The sequence below is a fragment of the Geodermatophilus amargosae genome (genome assembly GCF_041028265.1).
GTDB lineage: Bacteria > Actinomycetota > Actinomycetes > Mycobacteriales > Geodermatophilaceae > Geodermatophilus > Geodermatophilus amargosae_A.
On sequence record NZ_JABGCW010000013.1, the window covers coordinates 87390 to 103969 of the forward strand.

The following is a 16580-nucleotide window of genomic DNA, read 5'->3' on the forward strand; positions in this document are numbered from 1 at the left end:
CCGTGGGCCGCCGCCCGGCTCGAGGTCACCCGGCGGCTCCCTCGTGCAGGACCCCGAACCCACGGGGGGCGACGGTTCCCGCGGATCAGCCGAGCGGGCGGACCAGGCGGCCGATCGCGAGCCGGGCCAGCGGCGCGTACGCGGCCACCACGGGCAGGGGCCCGTGGATGCGCAGGCCGGTCGTGCTGCCGCCGTCGGGACCATCGGCCACCCAGTGCACGAGGTGCAGCCGCACCGGACCCGCAGTGACCGTCCAGGCCCACCGGCGGGCCGCCTCGTCCACCGACTCGACGACGAAGGGCACCGTCACCCCGAGCGGGCCCCGCACACGGCCCTCGACCCCGGCGGCGAGCCGGGGCACCGGCACCTGGACGCCGGTGATCTGCGGCGCCCACGTCGGCCACCGTGCCGGCTCCGCGTAACGCTCCCACGCCTCCGCCGGCGCCAGCGGACCCGTGGCGTGCAGTGTCACCCTGCCCATGCGACCTCCTCCGTCCCCGACCGGACCCGGCACGGTCCCCTCACGCCGGCGGGCCGCCGAGCAGGAGGTGCCGCAGCAGGTGCATCGCCAGGACGACGGACCGCTCGCGCACCGCCGTCCGCGAGCCGCGCAGCCGCACCGACCGCGCCTGCTGACCGGACGGGCCGACGACGCACAGGTGCACGGTGCCCACGGGCTTGTCCGGCGTCCCGCCGCCGGGGCCGGCGATGCCGGTGATCCCGACGCCGACGTCGGCGCCGAACCGCTCCCGCGCCCCCTCGGCCAGCGCCAGCGCCACCTGCGGGCTCACCGCACCGAACTGGGCCAGCATCTCCCCCGGCACGCCGACCAGGTGCTCCTTCGCCGAGTTGGCGTAGGAGGTGATGCCGCCGAGCACCCACGCCGACGACCCGGCCCGCTCGATCAGCCGGGCCACCAGCAGCCCGCCGGTGCAGGACTCGGCGGTGGCGACGGTGAGCCCCCGGTCGGCCAGCGCGCCGGCCACCAGGTCGTCGAGCGTCGGCCCGGTCGAGAACAGCGTCGCCGCGTACTCCTCGGCCAGCGCGGCGGCCAGCCGGTCGTAGGCCGGCTGGGCGTCGGGCGCGAAGCGGGTGACGATCTCCAGCTCGCCCTCCCGCAGGCAGGTGGTGATCTCCAGGCCGCCGAGCCCGTCCTCCAGCCCGCGCAGCGTGGCGGCCAGCTGGGCCTCGAGCGTGCCGTAGAGCCGGATCGTCCCCTGCCGCAGCTCACCGGCCCCGGCCAGCACCTCCCGCACCGGCCCGGCGGCCAGCGCGGCCGGCCACATGCCCTGCAGCTCCGACGGCGGCCCGGGCAGCACGACGACGACCGGCCCGGTGCGCCCGTCGGCCGGCGGGACGACGAGGCCCGGCGCCGTCCCCACCGGCTCGAGCACCATCGCGCCGGCCGGGACCATCGCCTGCTTGCGCACCCCGGCCGCCGTCGCCTCCGGGTCGGCCCGCCAGCCGGTCCGCGACATGAGCTCCTCGACGACGGCGGCGACCCGCTGCTCGAGCTGCGGGTCGACGTCGAGCGGGCGTCCCTGCACCTCGCCGACGATCGCCGCGGTGAGGTCGTCGGCGGTGGGTCCCAGCCCGCCGGTGGTGAGGACGAGGTCCACGCCGCTGCCGGCGAGGTACTCCAGCGCCCCCCTCATGTCCTCGGGCCGGTCACCCACCACGAGGACCGTGCCGACGTCGACGCCGGAACGGCGCAGCTCCTCGGCCAGCCAGGGCCCGTTGCGGTCGGCGACCCGGCCGGTCAGGACCTCGGTGCCGGTGACGACGATGCCCGCGCGCGTGCCCACCCGGCCGACAGTAGAAGGACCCCGTCCTCCGCACCTCTCGCGAGCTCGGGGAAGCCCCTGGACGGGGCCACCGGAGCGGGGCGGGCGGACCCGCCGTCGCACCTCCCCGTCCCGGCCGGGCGCCGCGGATAGCGTGCGGGGAAGGACCGGTCCGCCCGCGCGGACCGGCTGCCCGTCGTCCCTGGAGGAGAGAGCACCCGTGACCACCTCGCCCCCGCCGGCCGCCCCCCGCACCCAGGAGATCCCCGTGACCGGGGAGGGTGCGACCGCCGCGGGCGCCACCGCGCACGCCGGCCCGCATCCCGAGGGGCACACCGCCGTCCCCGTGACCGCCCCCGCCACCCTCCCGCCGTCGGCCATGCCCGCGCCGGCCTATCCGGTGACCACGCCCCAGCCGGCGACGACGGCGGACCCGGCGCACGCCCAGCACGCTCCCCACGAGCAGGGCGGCCCGCAGCCGACCGGCCCGCTCGACTCCCTACTGGGCGCTCCCCCGGTCCCCCCGCCGGCCGCCGCCGCACCCCGGCCGGAGACCCCGGCCGCCCCCCGCGCCCCCCGCGCACCGCGGGCGCCGCGGGCGCCGCGGGACCGCGTCGCACTGGTGGCCGCGGGCCTGGCCGCGCTCGGCCTCGCGCTGCTCCAGCTCGGCCTGCTCCTGCGCCCGGAGGGCCCGTCCCTGTGGAGCGACGTGCCGGCGTGGTCGGTCTTCGCCACCCTGTGCGCGCTCCTCGGCGGGGTCGCCGCCGCGGTGCGCCTGGTGCCGGCGCTGCGGCTGCGGCCGGCCGGCGCCGAGCGGATCGCGCTGGCCGGGCTCACCGGTCTGGCGGTGTTCTGGGCACTCGTCGTCCTCCCCCGCGCCGACACCGACCGCGGGTTCGTGCTGACCATGGCGCTCGCCGCGGTCGCCGCCGCCGTCTGGCTGGTCCCCGGCCGCCGTCGCTGACGCCGTGCTGGGGGCTGCGGGGGCGCCGGCGGCTCAGCCGGCGCGCCCCCAGCCGTTGCCCCGCCCGTTGCCTCCCGCGTTGCCGTTGGCACCGCCGTTGCCGTTCCCCGGGACCTCGTCGGTCGTGGGGGTGGCCGGCTCGGGCGCCGGGACGGGCGGGGGCGTGGTCGGGAGCGGGTCGGCCACCTCCGTCGCCGCGCCGGCCGGTGCCGACGGCCAGACGGGCGGCCAGGACGGCTGCGGCTCCGGGGCGGGTTCCGGAGCGGGTTCCGACACGGACTCCGGAGCGGGCTCCGGGGAGGGTGCCGTGGTGGGGGACGGCGACCGCGCCGGGACGGCCGCGGCCGCGGTCAGCGTGACCGTGTCCCCGGCGTCCAGCCGGCCGACGGGGGTCACCGCGGTGACGAGCCCCGGGGACCCGTCCGCGGTCTCCACCACCACGCGGCGCACCCGCAGCCCGGCGGAGACCAGCTGCTCCTCCACCTCGTCGGCGGAGCGGCCGACGAGGTCCGCGCGGCGGACGTCGATGCCGCCGTCGGAGGAGGTCGGACCGGCCTCCGCGGTCGTCACCGGCGCCTGACCCGCCCCGGTCACCTGCAGGACCCCGATGCCGAGGGCCGCGCCGACCGCGAGGGTGGCCACGCCGACGAGCGCCCGCCCGGCCCGGTGCGGCGGTCGCGGCGGCGGACCGGCCGCAGCCGGGGCGACGCCGGCCGGCAGGGGCGCGGTGACCGGCACCGGCGCGGGCGGGAGGGCCCGGCCGGCACGGACGGCGGCCACCGCCTCGCACACCGCGGCACCGTCGGCGAGCCGGCCTGCGGGGTCCTTGACCAGCATCCGGTCCACCAGCTCCACCACCGGTGCGGGCAGGTCGGCGGGCAGCGGGTCGGGCTCGTCGCGGATCTGCCGCAGCGCGATCTGCACCGGGTGCTCGCCGTCGAAGGCGCGGCGCCCGGCGAGGCACTCGTAGGCCACCATCCCGAGCGCGTACACGTCACTGACCGGCCCCGCCTTGCCGCCGGCGGCCTGCTCGGGCGCGAGGTAGTGGGCGGTGCCCACGACCTGGCCGGTGCGGGTCAGCGGCGCGCTGCCGGCCGACCAGGCGATGCCGAAGTCGGTGATCCGCACGACGCCGTCGGCACCGACCAGGACGTTGCCCGGCTTGACGTCGCGGTGCACGACCCCGGCGGCGTGCGCGGCGGCCAGCGCGGCGGCGGTCTGCCCGACGAGGTCGAGCACCCGGTCCGGAGGCAGCCGCCCCTCGCGGGCCAACAGCGTCGACAGCGGCTCGCCGTCGACGAGCTCCATGACCAGGTGCGCGACGACCTCGCCGTCGTCGGTCACCGCCTCGCCGTAGTCGTACAGCGCGGCGATGTTGCGGTGCAGCAGCCGGCCGGCCAGCTGCGCCTCGGTGCGGAAGCGGCTGCGGACGGTCTCGTCCTCGGTGTACTCGGCGCGCAGCAGCTTGACCGCCACCGGCCGGTCCAGCAGCGCGTCGCGCCCGCGCCAGACCTGCCCCATGCCGCCGGTGGCGAGGAGGCCGAGCAGCTCGTACCGGCCGCCGACGACGCGTCGCACGGGGCTCGCGCCCATCACACCTCCTCGGACCGGGTCAGTTGCCGGTCGATACTGCCGCGGCCGGGTCGTCAGTGGGGGACGTCGTGGTGGGGGCCGTGGGGGCCGTGGCCGTCGTCGACGTCGGCGTCGGCGCACCGGTGCTGCTGGTGGCCGTGGCGGTCGTGCTCGTGCTCGTGCTCGCCGCCGCGGTCGACGACGTCGAGGACGAGGTCGGGGTGGACCCGCCCGTCGTCGACGAGCCGGCCGCCGTGCTGGACGTCGGCGCGGCGGCGTCGGTGGTCGTCGCAGCGGTCCCCCCGGTCGCCGGGGCGGGCGCGGGCGGGACCGGCTCGACCACGGGCGCGGGCGCGCTGTCCCCGGTCACGACCGAGACCCCGCCGTCGTCGCTGCCCCGGGGGGCGGACGGGCCGGTGCCGCGGCTGCGGGCCGGCGCCACGGCGAAGGTGACGACGACGTCGTCACCGGGCTCGAGCCGCACGCCCTCGGGCGAGACGGCGAGCACCCTGCCCGGCACGGCCGAGCCGGTCACCTGCTCGCGGCGCTCCACCCCGAGGCCCAGCGCGGACAGCTGGGTGGCGACGTCGTCGATCGGGCGGCCGACGTAGTCGCCGGCCTCGAGCACCACGCCCTCGTCGCTCTCCTGCGTCTGCGCGGCGACGACGGTCGGCGACGACGGTTCGGTCAGGGCGGAGAAGGCGACGGCGGCCAGCCCCGCGCCGAGCAGCAGCGCCAGCAGCGGCACGAGCACGGTCGCGGCCCGGCGGCGGGCAGGCGGCGGGCTGCTGCGCCGCGGCCCCCGGGCGCCCGGCAGGACCGGGGCCGGTGCGGCCTGGGTGGGCGGGCCGGCGTCGGCCCCTGGGGAGACGGCGGACGGCACGGCGGATGACACCGCGGCGGGCGGCGGCTCCCAGGCCGGCAGCCGGCCGGCGCGGGCGTCCTCGACCGCCGCGACGAACGCGGCGCCGTCGGCCATGCGGGCCGCCGGGTCCTTCGACAGCGCGCGGCGGATGAGCGTGCGGACGTCGACCGGCAACGTGTCCGGCAGCGGCTCGGGCTCCGAGCGCAGCTGCTTGAGCGCGATGGTGACCGCGTTGTCGCCCTCGAACGCCGGGTGCCCGGTGAGGCACTCGTAACCGACCAGGCCGAGGGCGTAGACGTCACTGGCCGGGGTGGCCAGGTGCCCCTCGGCCTGCTCCGGTGAGAGGTACTGCGGCGTGCCGATGACCTGGCCGGTCCGGGTGAGCGGGACGCTGCCGGCCGACCAGGCGATCCCGAAGTCGGTGATCTTCACGCTGCCGTCGGCGCGGACCAGGATGTTGCCCGGCTTGACGTCGCGGTGCACGAGCCCGGCGCGGTGCGCCTCGGCGAGCGCGGCGGCGGTCTGGCCCAGGACCGACAGCGTCGTGGCGGTGTCCAGCCGGCCCTCGCGGCGCAGCAGCGCCGACAGCGGCTCCCCCTCGACCAGCTCCATGACGAGGTAGGCCAGCGTCTCGCCGGTGTCCCCGGCCGTGTCCCGGGCGGTGGTCTCGCCGTAGTCGTAGACGGCGGCGATGTTCGCGTGGTTCAGGGCGGCGGCGTGCTGGGCCTCGGCCCGGAAGCGGGCGAGGAAGGTCGGGTCGCCGGTGTACTCGCTGCGCAGGACCTTGACCGCGACGGGCCGGTGCAGCAGCTCGTCGGTGCCGCGCCAGACCTGTCCCATGCCGCCCGAGGCGATGAGCCCGGTGAGCTCGTAGCGGTCACCGAGCATCCGGCGACCTGGTTCCACCACGGGACCGCTCCCATCACTGCCGACCCTGCTGTCGGCGCCGTCCATCCCGGACGCCCGCCCCCGTCCGCAGAGGTGCCCGGGACCTCCGAGACCACACATACTCCCAGCAGCACCACCCGTCAGGGGAGTCCCGTGCGTCACGGCTCGGCATCGACACGGGGACACGCCGGGGGCGGCCGGACGACGCGCCGGGGCCGGCCGGGCGAACGGCCGGGGCCGGCCGGGCGAACGGCCGGGGCCGGCCCCGGCGCCGGGCCCTCAGGCCTCGAACAGTGCGCGGCCCCACCAGTCGCCGTCGTCACGCACGCCCGGCGGGCAGGCGAAGACGGCCGAGGAGGTGTGCCGGACGTACTCGTTCATCGCGTCGAGCCGCAGGTTGCGCTGCACCTGCACGAAGCCGGTCTCCGGGTCACGCTGGAAGGCGATGAAGAAGAGCCCCGCGTCGAGCCGGCCGAGGCCGTCGGAGCCGTCGACGAAGCTGTAGCCGCGCCGCAGGATCGCCGTGCCCGAGTTGGTCGGGTGGGCCAGGAACACGTGGCTGGTCTCCGGGACGGCGAACTCGCCGTCCACCTGCTTGGTGAAGTCGACCGGGTCGAACTCCGCCCGCTGGCCGAGCGGGGCGCCGCTGCCCTTGGTGCGGCCGATGGTGCGCTGCTGCTCGTCGAGCGAGGAGCTGTCCCACGGCTCGATGAGCATCCGGATCCGCCGGGTGACCAGGTAGGAGCCGCCGCGCAGCCAGTCGGCGTCCCCGTCGCCCACCCAGACGAAGCGGTCCAGCGCGCTGCCGTTCTCGGCCTTGAGGTTGTCGGTGCCGTCCTTGAATCCGAAGAGGTTGCGCGGGGTGGCCTGCCCGGTGCTGGTCGACGACGTCCGGCCGAAGCCCAGCTGCGACCAGCGCACGCTCACCACGCCGGCGCCGATGCGGACCAGGTTGCGGATCGCGTGGACGGCGACCTGGGGGTCGTTGGCGCAGGCCTGGAGGCACAGGTCGCCGCCGCTGATCGCGGGGTCGATCTGGTCGCCGGCGAACGCGGGCAGCTCGACCAGGGGGGCGGGCCGGCGGGCGGCGAGGCCGAAGCGGTCGGTGCCGTCGGCGGTGGTGAACAGCGTGGGCCCGAACCCGACGGTGACCGTCAGCCCGGACGGCGGCAGGCCGATCGCCTCGCCGGTGTCGTCGGGCGGCGCGTACTGCGACCCGTCCACCGCACCGACCGGGCCGGCGTCGCGGCCCGCGGTCATCCGCCGGGCGGCCTCGGTCCAGTCCTCGAGCAGCTGGACGAGGTCCTCGCGGCTGTCGGTGGTGACGTCGAGGGCGACGAAGTGCAGCCGGTCCTGGGCGGGCGTGACGATCCCGGCCTGGTGCTCGCCGTGGAAGGGCACCGCGTCGGTCGGGGCGGCAGCGGCCGCGGGCGCGTCGTCCGCGGTGGCGCGGCCGATGACGCCGCCGGCCGCACCCGCGGCGAGGACACCGGCGGTGCCGGCGCCGAAGGCGCCCAGCAGGCGGCGGCGGGACAACCCGGCCGTCCGCTGCTGCGGGGCCGGCTGCTCAGCGGTCGGTTCCGTCATGTCCTGGGATCAGTGCTCCCTCGCGGGTGGGACGGCGTCCTCGGTCCCAACGCCCCGCGGACACCGGCGCGTCCCGGCGCCGGTGTCGCGCGGGTCACTGGTCGGCGACGACCGCCGCGACCTGGCTGACCGACTCCGACAGCGCGGTGATGCTGTCCGACAGCCCCTGCAGCTGGTCCTCGGTGAGCTGGTCGTGCAGCGTCCAGCCGCCGTCGGTGCGGTACTGCTCGAGCTCGGCCTCGGTGGCGGCGAAGCGCTCGTCGATCTCGGCGACCAGGTCGGGATCGGCCTCCTCGAGGTAGGGGCGCAGCGCCTGGACGGCGGCCTCCGAGCCCTCGAGGTTGGCGGAGAAGTCCCACAGGTCGGTGTGCGAGTAGCGGTCCTCCTCGCCGGTGATCTTGCCCGTGGCGATCTCGTCGAGGAGGGCCTTGGCGCCGTTGGCCAGCTGCAGCGGCTCCAGCGTCGTCTCGTTGGCCAGGTCGACGATCTCCTGGACGTTCGCCAGCAGCTGGTCGGCGTAGGGGGTCATGCCCTCTGTGGTGTTGCCGACCCACAGCGCCTGCTCGATGCGGTGGTAGCCGGTGAAGTCCTCCCCCTCGGCCTGGTCGCCCTCGCGGCCGTCGATGAGCGGGTCCAGGTCACCGAAGACCTCCGCGACGGGCTCGATGCGCTCCCAGTAGGTGCGCGCGACCGGGAACAGCGCCTTGGCGCCCTCGACGTCGCCGGCCTTCACCGCGTCGACGAAGGCGGTGGTCTGCTCGAGCAGGGCGCCGGTCTGGCTCTGCACGTACCGCTGGTAGTCGGCGCCGGCCTGGGCGAGGGTCTCGTCCTCCGACAGCTGGACCGCCTCGCCGGTGATGGTGAGGTCGCTGCGGATGCCGTCGCCGATCATCCCGGGCTTGCAGGCCGCCTCGTAGGCGCCGGCGGGCAGCTCGACGAGCAGCTCGCGGGTCAGGCCGGGAGCGATGTTCTCGACCTCGCCCATCACCCGGTCGCCGTCGGCGTAGACGTAGAACTCGGTGACCTGGCTGCCGGAGTTGGTCACCTGGAACTGGTGCGTGCCGGCGGGCAGCTCGCTGCTGGCGACGTCGCAGGCGTCGTCGGACGCGGCGACGGGGACGGTCTCGGCGGCCTGCCCCCCCGAGGCGCCGCCGGACCCGGTGTCGGGGCTGCTGCAGGCGGCGGTCGTCAGCGCGGCCAGCAGGCCCGCGGTGAGGAGGGGGAGGCGGCGGTCACGCACGGACATGCTGGGTGGTCTCCGACTGCGAGGAGGGGATCCGGGCCGGGGTGGCGCCGGCGGGCGGGGAGGCGTCCGCGACCACGTTCGGCGCGGGGGCGGGCGCGGGGGCCGGGATGACCGCGGGGGTGCGGGCCGGCCAGAGGAAGGCGACGAGGACCGGCAGCAGGTAGGCGACGTAGGTGACCATCTCCAGCACCGTGGGCGCCGCGGTGATGTTGAGGATCCCGGCGATCGTGGCGCCGTACCAGCTGTTCGGGTCGAGGACGCCGGAGATGTCGAAGGCCAGGACGTCGAGACCGGGCAGGACGCCGGCCTCCTGGAAGTCGTGGATGCCGTACTTGAGGATCCCGGCGGCGACGAAGACCAGCAGGACGCCGCTGACGGTGAAGAACCGCGACAGGTCGATCCGGATGGCGCCGGCGTAGAGGCCGATGCCGATGACGACGGCGGTGAGGACGCCGGCGGAGATCGCGATCAGCGGGGTCGCCGTCGTGGTGGCGCCCTGGGCGGCGGCGTAGAAGAGCAGCGTCGTCTCCAGGCCCTCGCGGACCACGGAGAGGAAGGCGATCCCGGCGACGGCGAGCGTGCCGACGCCGATCGCGGCCTCCAGCTTCCCGGTCAGGTCGCCCTTGAGCCGGCGCGCGGTGCGCCGCATCCAGAAGACCATCCAGGTGACCAGCGCGACGGCGAGCACCGAGGTGATCGCCTCGAACAGCTCGCGGGAGCGGTAGTCGGCCAGCAGCGTGGTCCGGGTGTAGGTGAGCAGGGCACCGAAGAGCACCGACAGCACGACGGCGGCGACCACGCCGGCCCACAGGGGCAGCAGCTGACGGCGCCGGCCGGACTTGACCAGGTAGGCGACCAGGATGCTGACCACCAGGGTGGCCTCGAGGCCCTCACGGAGGCCGATGAGGTAGCTGGCGAGGAACGCCTGGCCCATGACTGACCCATCTGTCGGGAGCGGAGTGGCCCCCGCATCCGGCAGTGAGGGCAGGCACACCTTACTCGCCGGGACGGATCCGGCCAGCCCCGCGGCCGGGACGCCCCCGTCCGCACCGGGGCCCGTGGCAGGGTGCACCCATGTCCGAGACGACGACGGGAACGGCCACCACGGTGACCCGCGAGGACGCCGGGGGCGTCGCGACGGTCACGCTGCAGAAGCCGGGGATCTCCCGGGCGATGCGCCGCGAGCTGCTCGAGGTGGTGCAGGGGATCGCCGGTGACGGGTCGGTGCGCGCCGTGTTCCTCACCGGCACCGGCCGCGCGTTCTGCGTGGGCCAGGACCTCGGCGAGCACGTCGAGTCGCTGCGCGGGGACGCGGCGACCTCCCTGTCGGTGGTCGAGGACGAGTACAACCCGCTGGTCCTGGCGCTGTCCGCGCTGCGGGTGCCGGTGGTCGTCGGGATCAACGGGGCGTGCGCCGGCGCCGGCCTGGGACTGGCGATGGCCGGCGACCTTCGGGTCGCCGCCGCCGGCGCCAAGTTCACGACGGCGTTCACCGGCATCGGCCTGTCCAGCGACTCGGCGCTGGCCGCCCGGCTCGTGCACAACGTGGGCGTCGCGCGCGCCACCGAGCTGCTGCTGCTGCCGGACGCATTCCCGGCCGAGACCGCCCTGCAGTGGGGTCTGGTGCACCGGGTGGTCGAGGCCGACCAGGTGGCCGGCGAGGCGCGGGCCCTGGCCGAGCGGCTCGCGGCCGGGCCCACGGCGGCCTACCGGGCGGTGAAGACGGTGCTGGCCACCGCGCCGACCGACTCGCTGGAGGCGACGCTCGCGCTCGAGGCCCGGCTGCAGACCGAGCTGGGCGGCACCGCCGACCACGCCGAGGCGGTCGAGGCCTTCCTCGCCAAGCGGCCGCCCCGGTTCACCGGCCGCTGACCCGGGGGCCTGCGGCTCGGCGGGGCCGTGGCTCAGCCGGGCCGTGGCTCAGCCGGGCCGTGGCTCAGCGGGGCCGTGGCTCGGCGGGCGGGGAGCTCAGCGACCGCCGGCGAGGACGACGCAGGGGACGCAGACGTCGCGGGCCGACGTCGGCCACTCCTCGTCGAGCGAGACGCGGGCCAGCGTGCCGCAGAGGGTGAGCTCGCAGGCGCCGTCGACCTCGGCGGCGGGGCGGTGCAGTTCGACGGCGTGCCACAGGGCGGCGGTCGGGCCGTGGGCGCGGCTGCGAGCGGCGGCGTGGGTCGTGGCGGCGAACGCGGTGGGGGCGGTCGAGGCGGCGCGGGCGTCAGCGAGGGGGGCCATGCCAGGGAGGTCGGCAGGCCCCCGGCGCCGGGTCAGCCGGGCAGCGCGCCGCTCACCCGTCCGGGTGACGCGGCGGCCGCGCGGCCGCGGCGGCAGGATGCGCTCATGGAGCTGACGTCATGGAGCTGACGAAGCACGGGCACGCCTGCGTCGTGATCAGCGACGGCGACCGGCGGCTCGTCATCGACCCCGGCGCCTTCACCGACCCCGCGGTGCTCGACGGCGCCTCCGCGGTCCTGGTGACGCACGAGCACGTCGACCACGTGCAGCCCGACCGGCTGCGAGTGGCGATGGACGCCGACCCGGCGCTCGAGGTGTGGACGAACCGGTCCGTCGCGGACCAGCTCGGGGGCGCGGACGGGCGGGTGCACGCCGTGGGCGACGGCGACGCGGTGACCGTCGCGGGGTTCGACGTGCAGGTGCACGGCGAGTGGCACGAGGTGGTCCACCCGGAGCTGCCACGGGTGCGCAACATCGGCTTCCTGGTCGGCGGCCTGGTCTTCCACCCCGGGGACGCCTTCACGGTGCCGGGGACGCCGGTGGCCACGCTGCTGGTGCCGCTGCACGCCCCGTGGTGCAAGGCGTCGGAGGTCATCGACTACGTGCGGGCGGTCGACGCCGACCAGGCGTGGGCCCTGCACGACGGACTGCTCAACGACACGGGTCTGGGGCTGATGGGCGGGCTGCTCGGTGAGCGCGGCCCGGGGACCCCCACCCCCTACGGCCGGCTGGCCCCAGGGGAGTCGGTCGAGCTCTGAGCCCGGCCGACTCCCCCGCGGACGTCAGCGGACGGGGCGGCGCGAGCGGCCGGAGACGGCCTCGGCGACACCGATCAGCAGGACGGCGGCGACGACGGCCAGGACGAAGCCCAGGACGTTGAGCTCCCAGATGTCGCCGGTGCCGAAGAACTGGGCGATCAGCCCGCCGATGAGCGAGCCGACCAGACCCAGGGCCAGGGTGGCCAGGATGCCGAGGTGCTGCTTGCCCGGGACGATCAGCCGGGCCAGGGCACCGATGACGAGGCCGGCAACGAGGAAACCGATCACGACGAGACCTCCACTTGAGGGGATGTGGCACCCGGCCGGTCGCCGGGCACTCCTGCCGCTCCCCTACCCGTCCCGGCAGCACTGACGCGCGCACCCCCCGGAGGAGGGACGGAGATCACCCCGCGGTGACCTGCTCCACGTGCGCCGGGAGCTTGTCCAGCTCGCCGTCGACCGTGCGCTGGACCAGCTGCTGCATCGCCCGGCGGGCCAGCCGGTCGGCCAGCCGGGGCCGCCGCGGCGCATGGGTGAGCGTGATGGTCACCCGGGTGAGGTCGGCGCCCGCGTCGGCGAGCTCGATCCGCGTCGTCCACGTCTCGGGGGTCAGCTCCAGCCTCGTGGCGACCACCCGCTCGGGCTCCCACTCGACGATCTCACCGCGTGGGGCGCCCTCGCGCGGGCTCTCGTCGCCGGCCAGCCGGCCGGGCACGCAGACGAACCGGGCACCGGCCCCGGACCGCTCGCCCGCGACGACGTAGGAGACGTCGCACACCGCGCAGTAGGGCTCCAGCACGGCCAGCGCCCGCCACACCCGGCTGCGCGGGGCGGCCACCTCCCGGGTCCCGCTGGCCGTCGTCACGCCTCGACGGTAACCGGCGCGGGCGATCCGGCCGGACCAGGTGCGAGGTCGGCCAGGACGGCCCGGGCCACGGCGTAGCGCTCCTCCCCCACCCGGCGCGCCCAGTCCCGCTCGACGGCGTCCAGCCGCCCGCGCACCGCCTCGTCGGCCTCGCGGCCCCGGTGGGTGAGGCGGACCAGCCGGGCCCGCCCGTCGGAGGGGTCCGGCAGGACCTCGACGTACCCGCCGGCCTCCAGCGGGGCCAGCGCCTGGGCCAGCGCCTGCTTGGTCAGGCCGCTGTGCGTGGCCAGACGGCTGAGCCGCTCCCCGTCGGGCGGCAGCATGGCCAGCAGCCGGTAGTGCCGCATCCGCAGGCCCGGGAAGCGCGCGTCGCTCAGGGCGTAGAGGTCGTCGCGGATCCGCGTCATCGCCTGCTCGAGCAGGGCGGTGACGGGGACGGGGGGTTCTCCGTTGACAGGGTCGGACAAGCTGCTTCACCATCTCGGAGGTCAGACAAGCGGCTTGACCATCCTCCCACGGAGCCCCGCGATGACGACCTCCCCCTTCTCGGCGCTGTTCCGTCCCCTCCACCCCCGTCCCCTCCACCCCCGTCCCCTCCACATGCGCCGCCCGCGCGCCCGGCGTCCGCGGTGACCCCGCTCCCCGGCGGGACCACCATCGGAGACCTCCTGCCCGACCTGCGGCGCTGGACCGGCCGGCCCGGGCTGACCGTCGACGACGTCACGGCGACGCCGATCCGGCACCGCATCTCCGCGCCCACCACCCGGGCGCTGACCCGCGTCACCGTCCGCGCCCGGGACGCCGGCGGGCCGGTGCCCCTGTCCCTGGTGGCCAAGGAGCTGCAGCGGGCGATCGAGGGGCTCCCGCCGGAGATCCCCCCTCCGGTCCGGGCCTACATCGACTCGCAGATCCCCTGGCGGACCGAGGCCGACGTCTACACCTCCCGCACGGCGGCCTCGCTGCCGCCCGGGCTGCGGATGCCGGCCCTCGTCCACGCCCAGGAGGGTCCCGGCGAGCGGGTCACCCTGTGGCTGGAGGACGTCGGGACGACCGACCGGCCGTGGACCGCCGACGACGTCCGGCAGGCGGCCACCGCACTGGGCCGCGCGGCGGCCCGGCGCCGGGGCGAGCCGCGGATCGCGGTGCCCTGCGACTCCTTCCTGGGCAACTACGTCGCCAACCGGCTGGGTCGCTACGCGCTGCCGCTGCTGGCCGCGGACGACACGTGGACGCACCCGGCGATGTGCCTGCCCGAGGTGGCCGGGCTGCGTCCCGACCTGGCGGCGTTGGCCGGCCGCGTGCCCGACCTGGTCGGCGAGCTGGGCTGCGTGCCCGAGCTGCCCGCGCACGGGGACGCGACCCCGGCCAACCTCCTGCGCCCTCCGGCCGAGCCGGGCACGTTCGTGCTGCTCGACTGGGGCACCGCCACGCCGGCGCCGGCCGGGTTCGACGTCGTCCCGCTGGTCTTCGGCCGGGCCGAGGCCGGGACCGCGCCGGCCGACGAGGTGCCCGAGCTGCTCGAGGCCGCCGTCGCCGCCCACGCCGACGGGCTGGCGGCCGAGGGGCTCGAGGTGCCCGCCGACCGGCTGTACCGCGCCGCGGTCGCCGCGGCGCTCATCCGGTACCCGTGCACCAGCCTGCCGCTGGACCACCTGGGGGCACCGGTCACCGACGAGCTGCTCGCCCACGCCGTCGAGCGGGCCGGCTTCGTGCGGATGGTGCTGGACCTGCAGCGCCGGCCGGCACCGCTCAGCGGCCGGTGACCGAGACCTCGAACTCGACCTGGCTCACGTCGGGCCGCAGCCGGGAGAAGCTGTGCACCAGCGGGTTCCCCGCGCTGTCGCGCACGGTGGTGCGGACGACGAGCAGCGGGGAGCCGGCGGGGATCCGCAGCAGGTCGGCCTCGTCGGGCGCGGCGGTGCCGACGTCGACGACGATGCGGGCGTGCGCGAGGTCGGCGCCGTACTCCCGCCGGAGGAAGTCGTACAGCGAGCCCTCGCTGAAGTCCTCCTCGGCGGCCCGCGGGTAGCGCTCCGCGGGCAGGAAGCTGTGCGCGACGTGGTTGGGCGCGCCGTCGACGCTGCGGAGCCGCTCGAGCTCGACGACGTCCTCGGCGACGTCGAGGGAGAGCTCGGCGGCGACCGTCGCGGGCGCGGGGACCACCCGCTGCTGCAGGACCGCGGTGCCCACCTGCGCGCCCTGCTCGGCCATCACCGAGCTCCAGCCGGCGATGCGGTGGACGAAGCTCTCGCGGTACTCGTGCCGGATGGCCGGCCGGGTGACGTAGGTGCCCCGGCCCTGCTCGCGGACGAGGTGGCCGTCGGCGACCAGCCCGTCGACGGCGCGGCGCAGGGTGATCCGGCTGACGCCGTACTCCGCGCACAGCGTGGGCTCGGGGGGCAGCAGGGCGCCCTCCGGCATCGCGGCCACGCGGCGGCGGAGGTGTTCCCGGACCGAGAGGTACTTCGGTCCCGCCGTCGCTGCCGTCACGGCCGCCAGCCTAGGCGGGGGAAGACGTCTGCGGACGTCATGTCGTATGAGACGTCTCTCGCGTTCACCCGCGCGGTGCCCGGAGTTCCACCACGGTGACCTCCGGGCGGGCGCCGATCCGCATCGGCGGACCCCAGTAGCCGGCGCCGGAGGTGACGTAGAGCTGCGTGTCGCCGTGCCGGGACAGCCCCTCGACGGCGGGCTGGTCGAGCCGGATGGCGTAGTCGAAGGGCCACAGCTGCCCGCCGTGCGTGTGACCGGACAGCTGCAGGTCCACCCCGGCGGCCCGCGCCTGCTCGACCTGCACCGGCTGGTGGGCCATCAGCACCACCGGGACGGCGTCGTCGCGGCCGTCGAGGGCGGCGTCGACGCTCGCACCGTGGCCCGGGAGGCCGGAGGACGCCGCGGTGCGGTCGTCGACGCCGGCGAGGTCGAAGGAGGCGCCGCCGCGGGTGATCGGGACCCGCTCGTTGCGCAGCACGTCGACGCCGAGGCTGGACAGGTGCCGCAGCCACGCGGTGGTGTCGACGAAGTACTCGTGGTTGCCGGTGACGAAGTAGACGCCCTGATCGCTCACCAGGTCCGCCAACGGGGCCACCTCCTCGCGGAGCTCGTCGACCTCGCCGTCGACCAGGTCGCCGACGATCGCGACGACGTCGGGACGCTGGGCGTTCACCGTCTCGACCAGCCGCTCGAAGCGCCGCCCGCCGTAGGTGGCCGAGAGGTGGCCGTCGGAGAAGGTGACGATGCGCAGCCCGTCGAGGGCCGGGTCCAGCCGGGGCAGGGTGATCGGCACGCGCCGCACGACCGGGGCGGAGTTGGCCAGGTAGAGGCCGGTGCCCGCCGTGCCGAGCGCCACCGCGCCGGCAGTGACCGCGAGGGAGCGGGCGAGGAACAGGCGCCGGGCGGGGTCGACGACGACGCGATCCTCCGGATCGCGCCGCGGCCCGGTGCCGTCCCCCAGCAGCGTGGAGCCGCTCCCGTCCTCCCTCGCGGAGGCCTCCGGGCCCCATCCGGCGGAACGCCCCGCAGGGCGGCTTCCCACTGCGTCGTCATGGCGGGACCACCGGCGCAGCAGCAGCCGCACCGGCTCGAGGGCGAGCAGCGTGAGGAAGGCGTAGAAGGCGATGCCGAGCCAGGTGAAGCCCACCCAGGCCAGGGGCTCCTGTGCCTCCAGGGACAGGGTGCGGCGCAGCAGCACCGCGGCGGCGGGCAGCAGGAGCAGGACGACGGTGAGCCAGGTGAGCAGCCGCCGCGCCCGTCCCGGCCGGGTGGTGCCGCGGACCAGGCGCCACCAGAGGTAGCCGTGGAGCACCAGCAGGGCGA

General features: G+C 76.5%; 17 protein-coding genes. 4 read left to right on the forward strand and 13 right to left on the reverse strand.

The window, feature by feature from the left end; translation table 11 throughout:
- Positions 1 to 85: 85 nt before the first annotated feature.
- Together HLV61_RS16340 and HLV61_RS16345 are read right to left on the reverse strand one after the other, a co-directional pair.
- Positions 86 to 481 carry an SRPBCC family protein gene (locus HLV61_RS16340; RefSeq protein WP_369257280.1) on the reverse strand — a complete coding sequence of 132 codons (396 nt, stop codon included), beginning with the start codon at positions 479 to 481 and terminating at the stop codon, positions 86 to 88.
- A 40-nt stretch (positions 482 to 521) separates the two neighbouring features.
- Positions 522 to 1805 carry a competence/damage-inducible protein A gene (locus HLV61_RS16345; RefSeq protein WP_369257282.1) on the reverse strand — a complete coding sequence of 428 codons (1284 nt, stop codon included), beginning with the start codon at positions 1803 to 1805 and terminating at the stop codon, positions 522 to 524.
- A gap of 199 nt (positions 1806 to 2004) precedes the next feature.
- Between HLV61_RS16345 and HLV61_RS16350 the strand changes: the two genes are divergently transcribed.
- Positions 2005 to 2748, forward strand: coding sequence for a hypothetical protein (locus HLV61_RS16350; protein WP_369257284.1), 744 nt, complete (start codon positions 2005 to 2007; stop codon positions 2746 to 2748).
- Between the two features lie 33 nt (positions 2749 to 2781).
- On the opposite strand, the gene HLV61_RS16355 is transcribed toward HLV61_RS16350, so the two are convergent.
- The 5 genes from HLV61_RS16355 to efeU all read right to left on the reverse strand — a co-directional run bounded on the left by HLV61_RS16355 (position 2782) and on the right by efeU (position 9840).
- A complete protein-coding gene (locus HLV61_RS16355; RefSeq protein WP_369257285.1) occupies positions 2782 to 4341 on the reverse strand; it encodes a protein kinase domain-containing protein in 1560 nt (519 codons plus the stop codon).
- Positions 4342 to 4360: 19 nt separating this feature from the next.
- Positions 4361 to 6094 (reverse strand): protein kinase domain-containing protein, encoded by a 1734-nt coding sequence (locus tag HLV61_RS16360; protein ID WP_369257287.1) that lies wholly within the window; start codon positions 6092 to 6094, stop codon positions 4361 to 4363.
- Positions 6095 to 6352: 258 nt separating this feature from the next.
- Complete coding sequence (gene efeB, locus HLV61_RS16365; RefSeq protein WP_369257289.1) at positions 6353 to 7660, reverse strand: iron uptake transporter deferrochelatase/peroxidase subunit; 1308 nt, start codon at positions 7658 to 7660, stop codon at positions 6353 to 6355.
- A gap of 94 nt (positions 7661 to 7754) precedes the next feature.
- Entirely contained in the window at positions 7755 to 8900 is a 1146-nt protein-coding gene (efeO, locus tag HLV61_RS16370; protein WP_369257291.1) for an iron uptake system protein EfeO, read from the reverse strand.
- A complete protein-coding gene (gene efeU, locus HLV61_RS16375) occupies positions 8893 to 9840 on the reverse strand; it encodes an iron uptake transporter permease EfeU (protein ID WP_369257293.1) in 948 nt (315 codons plus the stop codon). Before efeU ends, efeO begins: the two co-directional genes overlap by 8 nt.
- Before the next feature lie 140 nt (positions 9841 to 9980).
- Here efeU and HLV61_RS16380 point away from each other — a divergent pair, with 140 nt between their 5' ends.
- Positions 9981 to 10778, forward strand: a complete 798-nt coding sequence (locus HLV61_RS16380; protein WP_369257295.1) for an enoyl-CoA hydratase-related protein — start codon at positions 9981 to 9983, stop codon at positions 10776 to 10778.
- A gap of 96 nt (positions 10779 to 10874) precedes the next feature.
- On the opposite strand, the gene HLV61_RS16385 is transcribed toward HLV61_RS16380, so the two are convergent.
- Entirely contained in the window at positions 10875 to 11141 is a 267-nt protein-coding gene (locus HLV61_RS16385; protein ID WP_369257297.1) for a hypothetical protein, read from the reverse strand.
- A 119-nt stretch (positions 11142 to 11260) separates the two neighbouring features.
- Here HLV61_RS16385 and HLV61_RS16390 point away from each other — a divergent pair, with 119 nt between their 5' ends.
- Entirely contained in the window at positions 11261 to 11899 is a 639-nt protein-coding gene (locus HLV61_RS16390; protein ID WP_369257299.1) for an MBL fold metallo-hydrolase, read from the forward strand.
- 24 nt (positions 11900 to 11923) lie between these two features.
- Here the strand turns inward: HLV61_RS16390 and HLV61_RS16395 are convergent, their stop codons facing one another.
- From HLV61_RS16395 to HLV61_RS16405, 3 genes are all read right to left on the reverse strand, one after another.
- Positions 11924 to 12187 (reverse strand): GlsB/YeaQ/YmgE family stress response membrane protein, encoded by a 264-nt coding sequence (locus HLV61_RS16395; protein WP_369257301.1) that lies wholly within the window; start codon positions 12185 to 12187, stop codon positions 11924 to 11926.
- A 115-nt stretch (positions 12188 to 12302) separates the two neighbouring features.
- The gene (locus HLV61_RS16400; protein ID WP_369257303.1) at positions 12303 to 12764 is read right to left on the reverse strand and encodes an SRPBCC family protein; all 462 of its coding nucleotides are present in this window, start codon (positions 12762 to 12764) and stop codon (positions 12303 to 12305) included.
- On the reverse strand, positions 12761 to 13231 hold the full coding sequence (locus HLV61_RS16405; protein WP_369257305.1) for a MarR family winged helix-turn-helix transcriptional regulator: 471 nt from the start codon (positions 13229 to 13231) through the stop codon (positions 12761 to 12763). The genes HLV61_RS16400 and HLV61_RS16405 overlap by 4 nt, the downstream gene beginning before the upstream one ends.
- A gap of 162 nt (positions 13232 to 13393) precedes the next feature.
- Here HLV61_RS16405 and HLV61_RS16410 point away from each other — a divergent pair, with 162 nt between their 5' ends.
- On the forward strand, positions 13394 to 14527 hold the full coding sequence (locus HLV61_RS16410; RefSeq protein ID WP_369257307.1) for a phosphotransferase: 1134 nt from the start codon (positions 13394 to 13396) through the stop codon (positions 14525 to 14527).
- Here the strand turns inward: HLV61_RS16410 and HLV61_RS16415 are convergent.
- Complete coding sequence (locus HLV61_RS16415) at positions 14514 to 15254, reverse strand: GntR family transcriptional regulator (RefSeq protein WP_369257309.1); 741 nt, start codon at positions 15252 to 15254, stop codon at positions 14514 to 14516. The two genes, HLV61_RS16410 and HLV61_RS16415, sit on opposite strands and share 14 nt — an antisense overlap.
- Positions 15255 to 15318: 64 nt before the next feature.
- The gene (locus tag HLV61_RS16420) at positions 15319 to 16569 is read right to left on the reverse strand and encodes a metallophosphoesterase (RefSeq protein ID WP_369257311.1); all 1251 of its coding nucleotides are present in this window, start codon (positions 16567 to 16569) and stop codon (positions 15319 to 15321) included.
- Positions 16570 to 16580 lie beyond the last annotated feature (11 nt).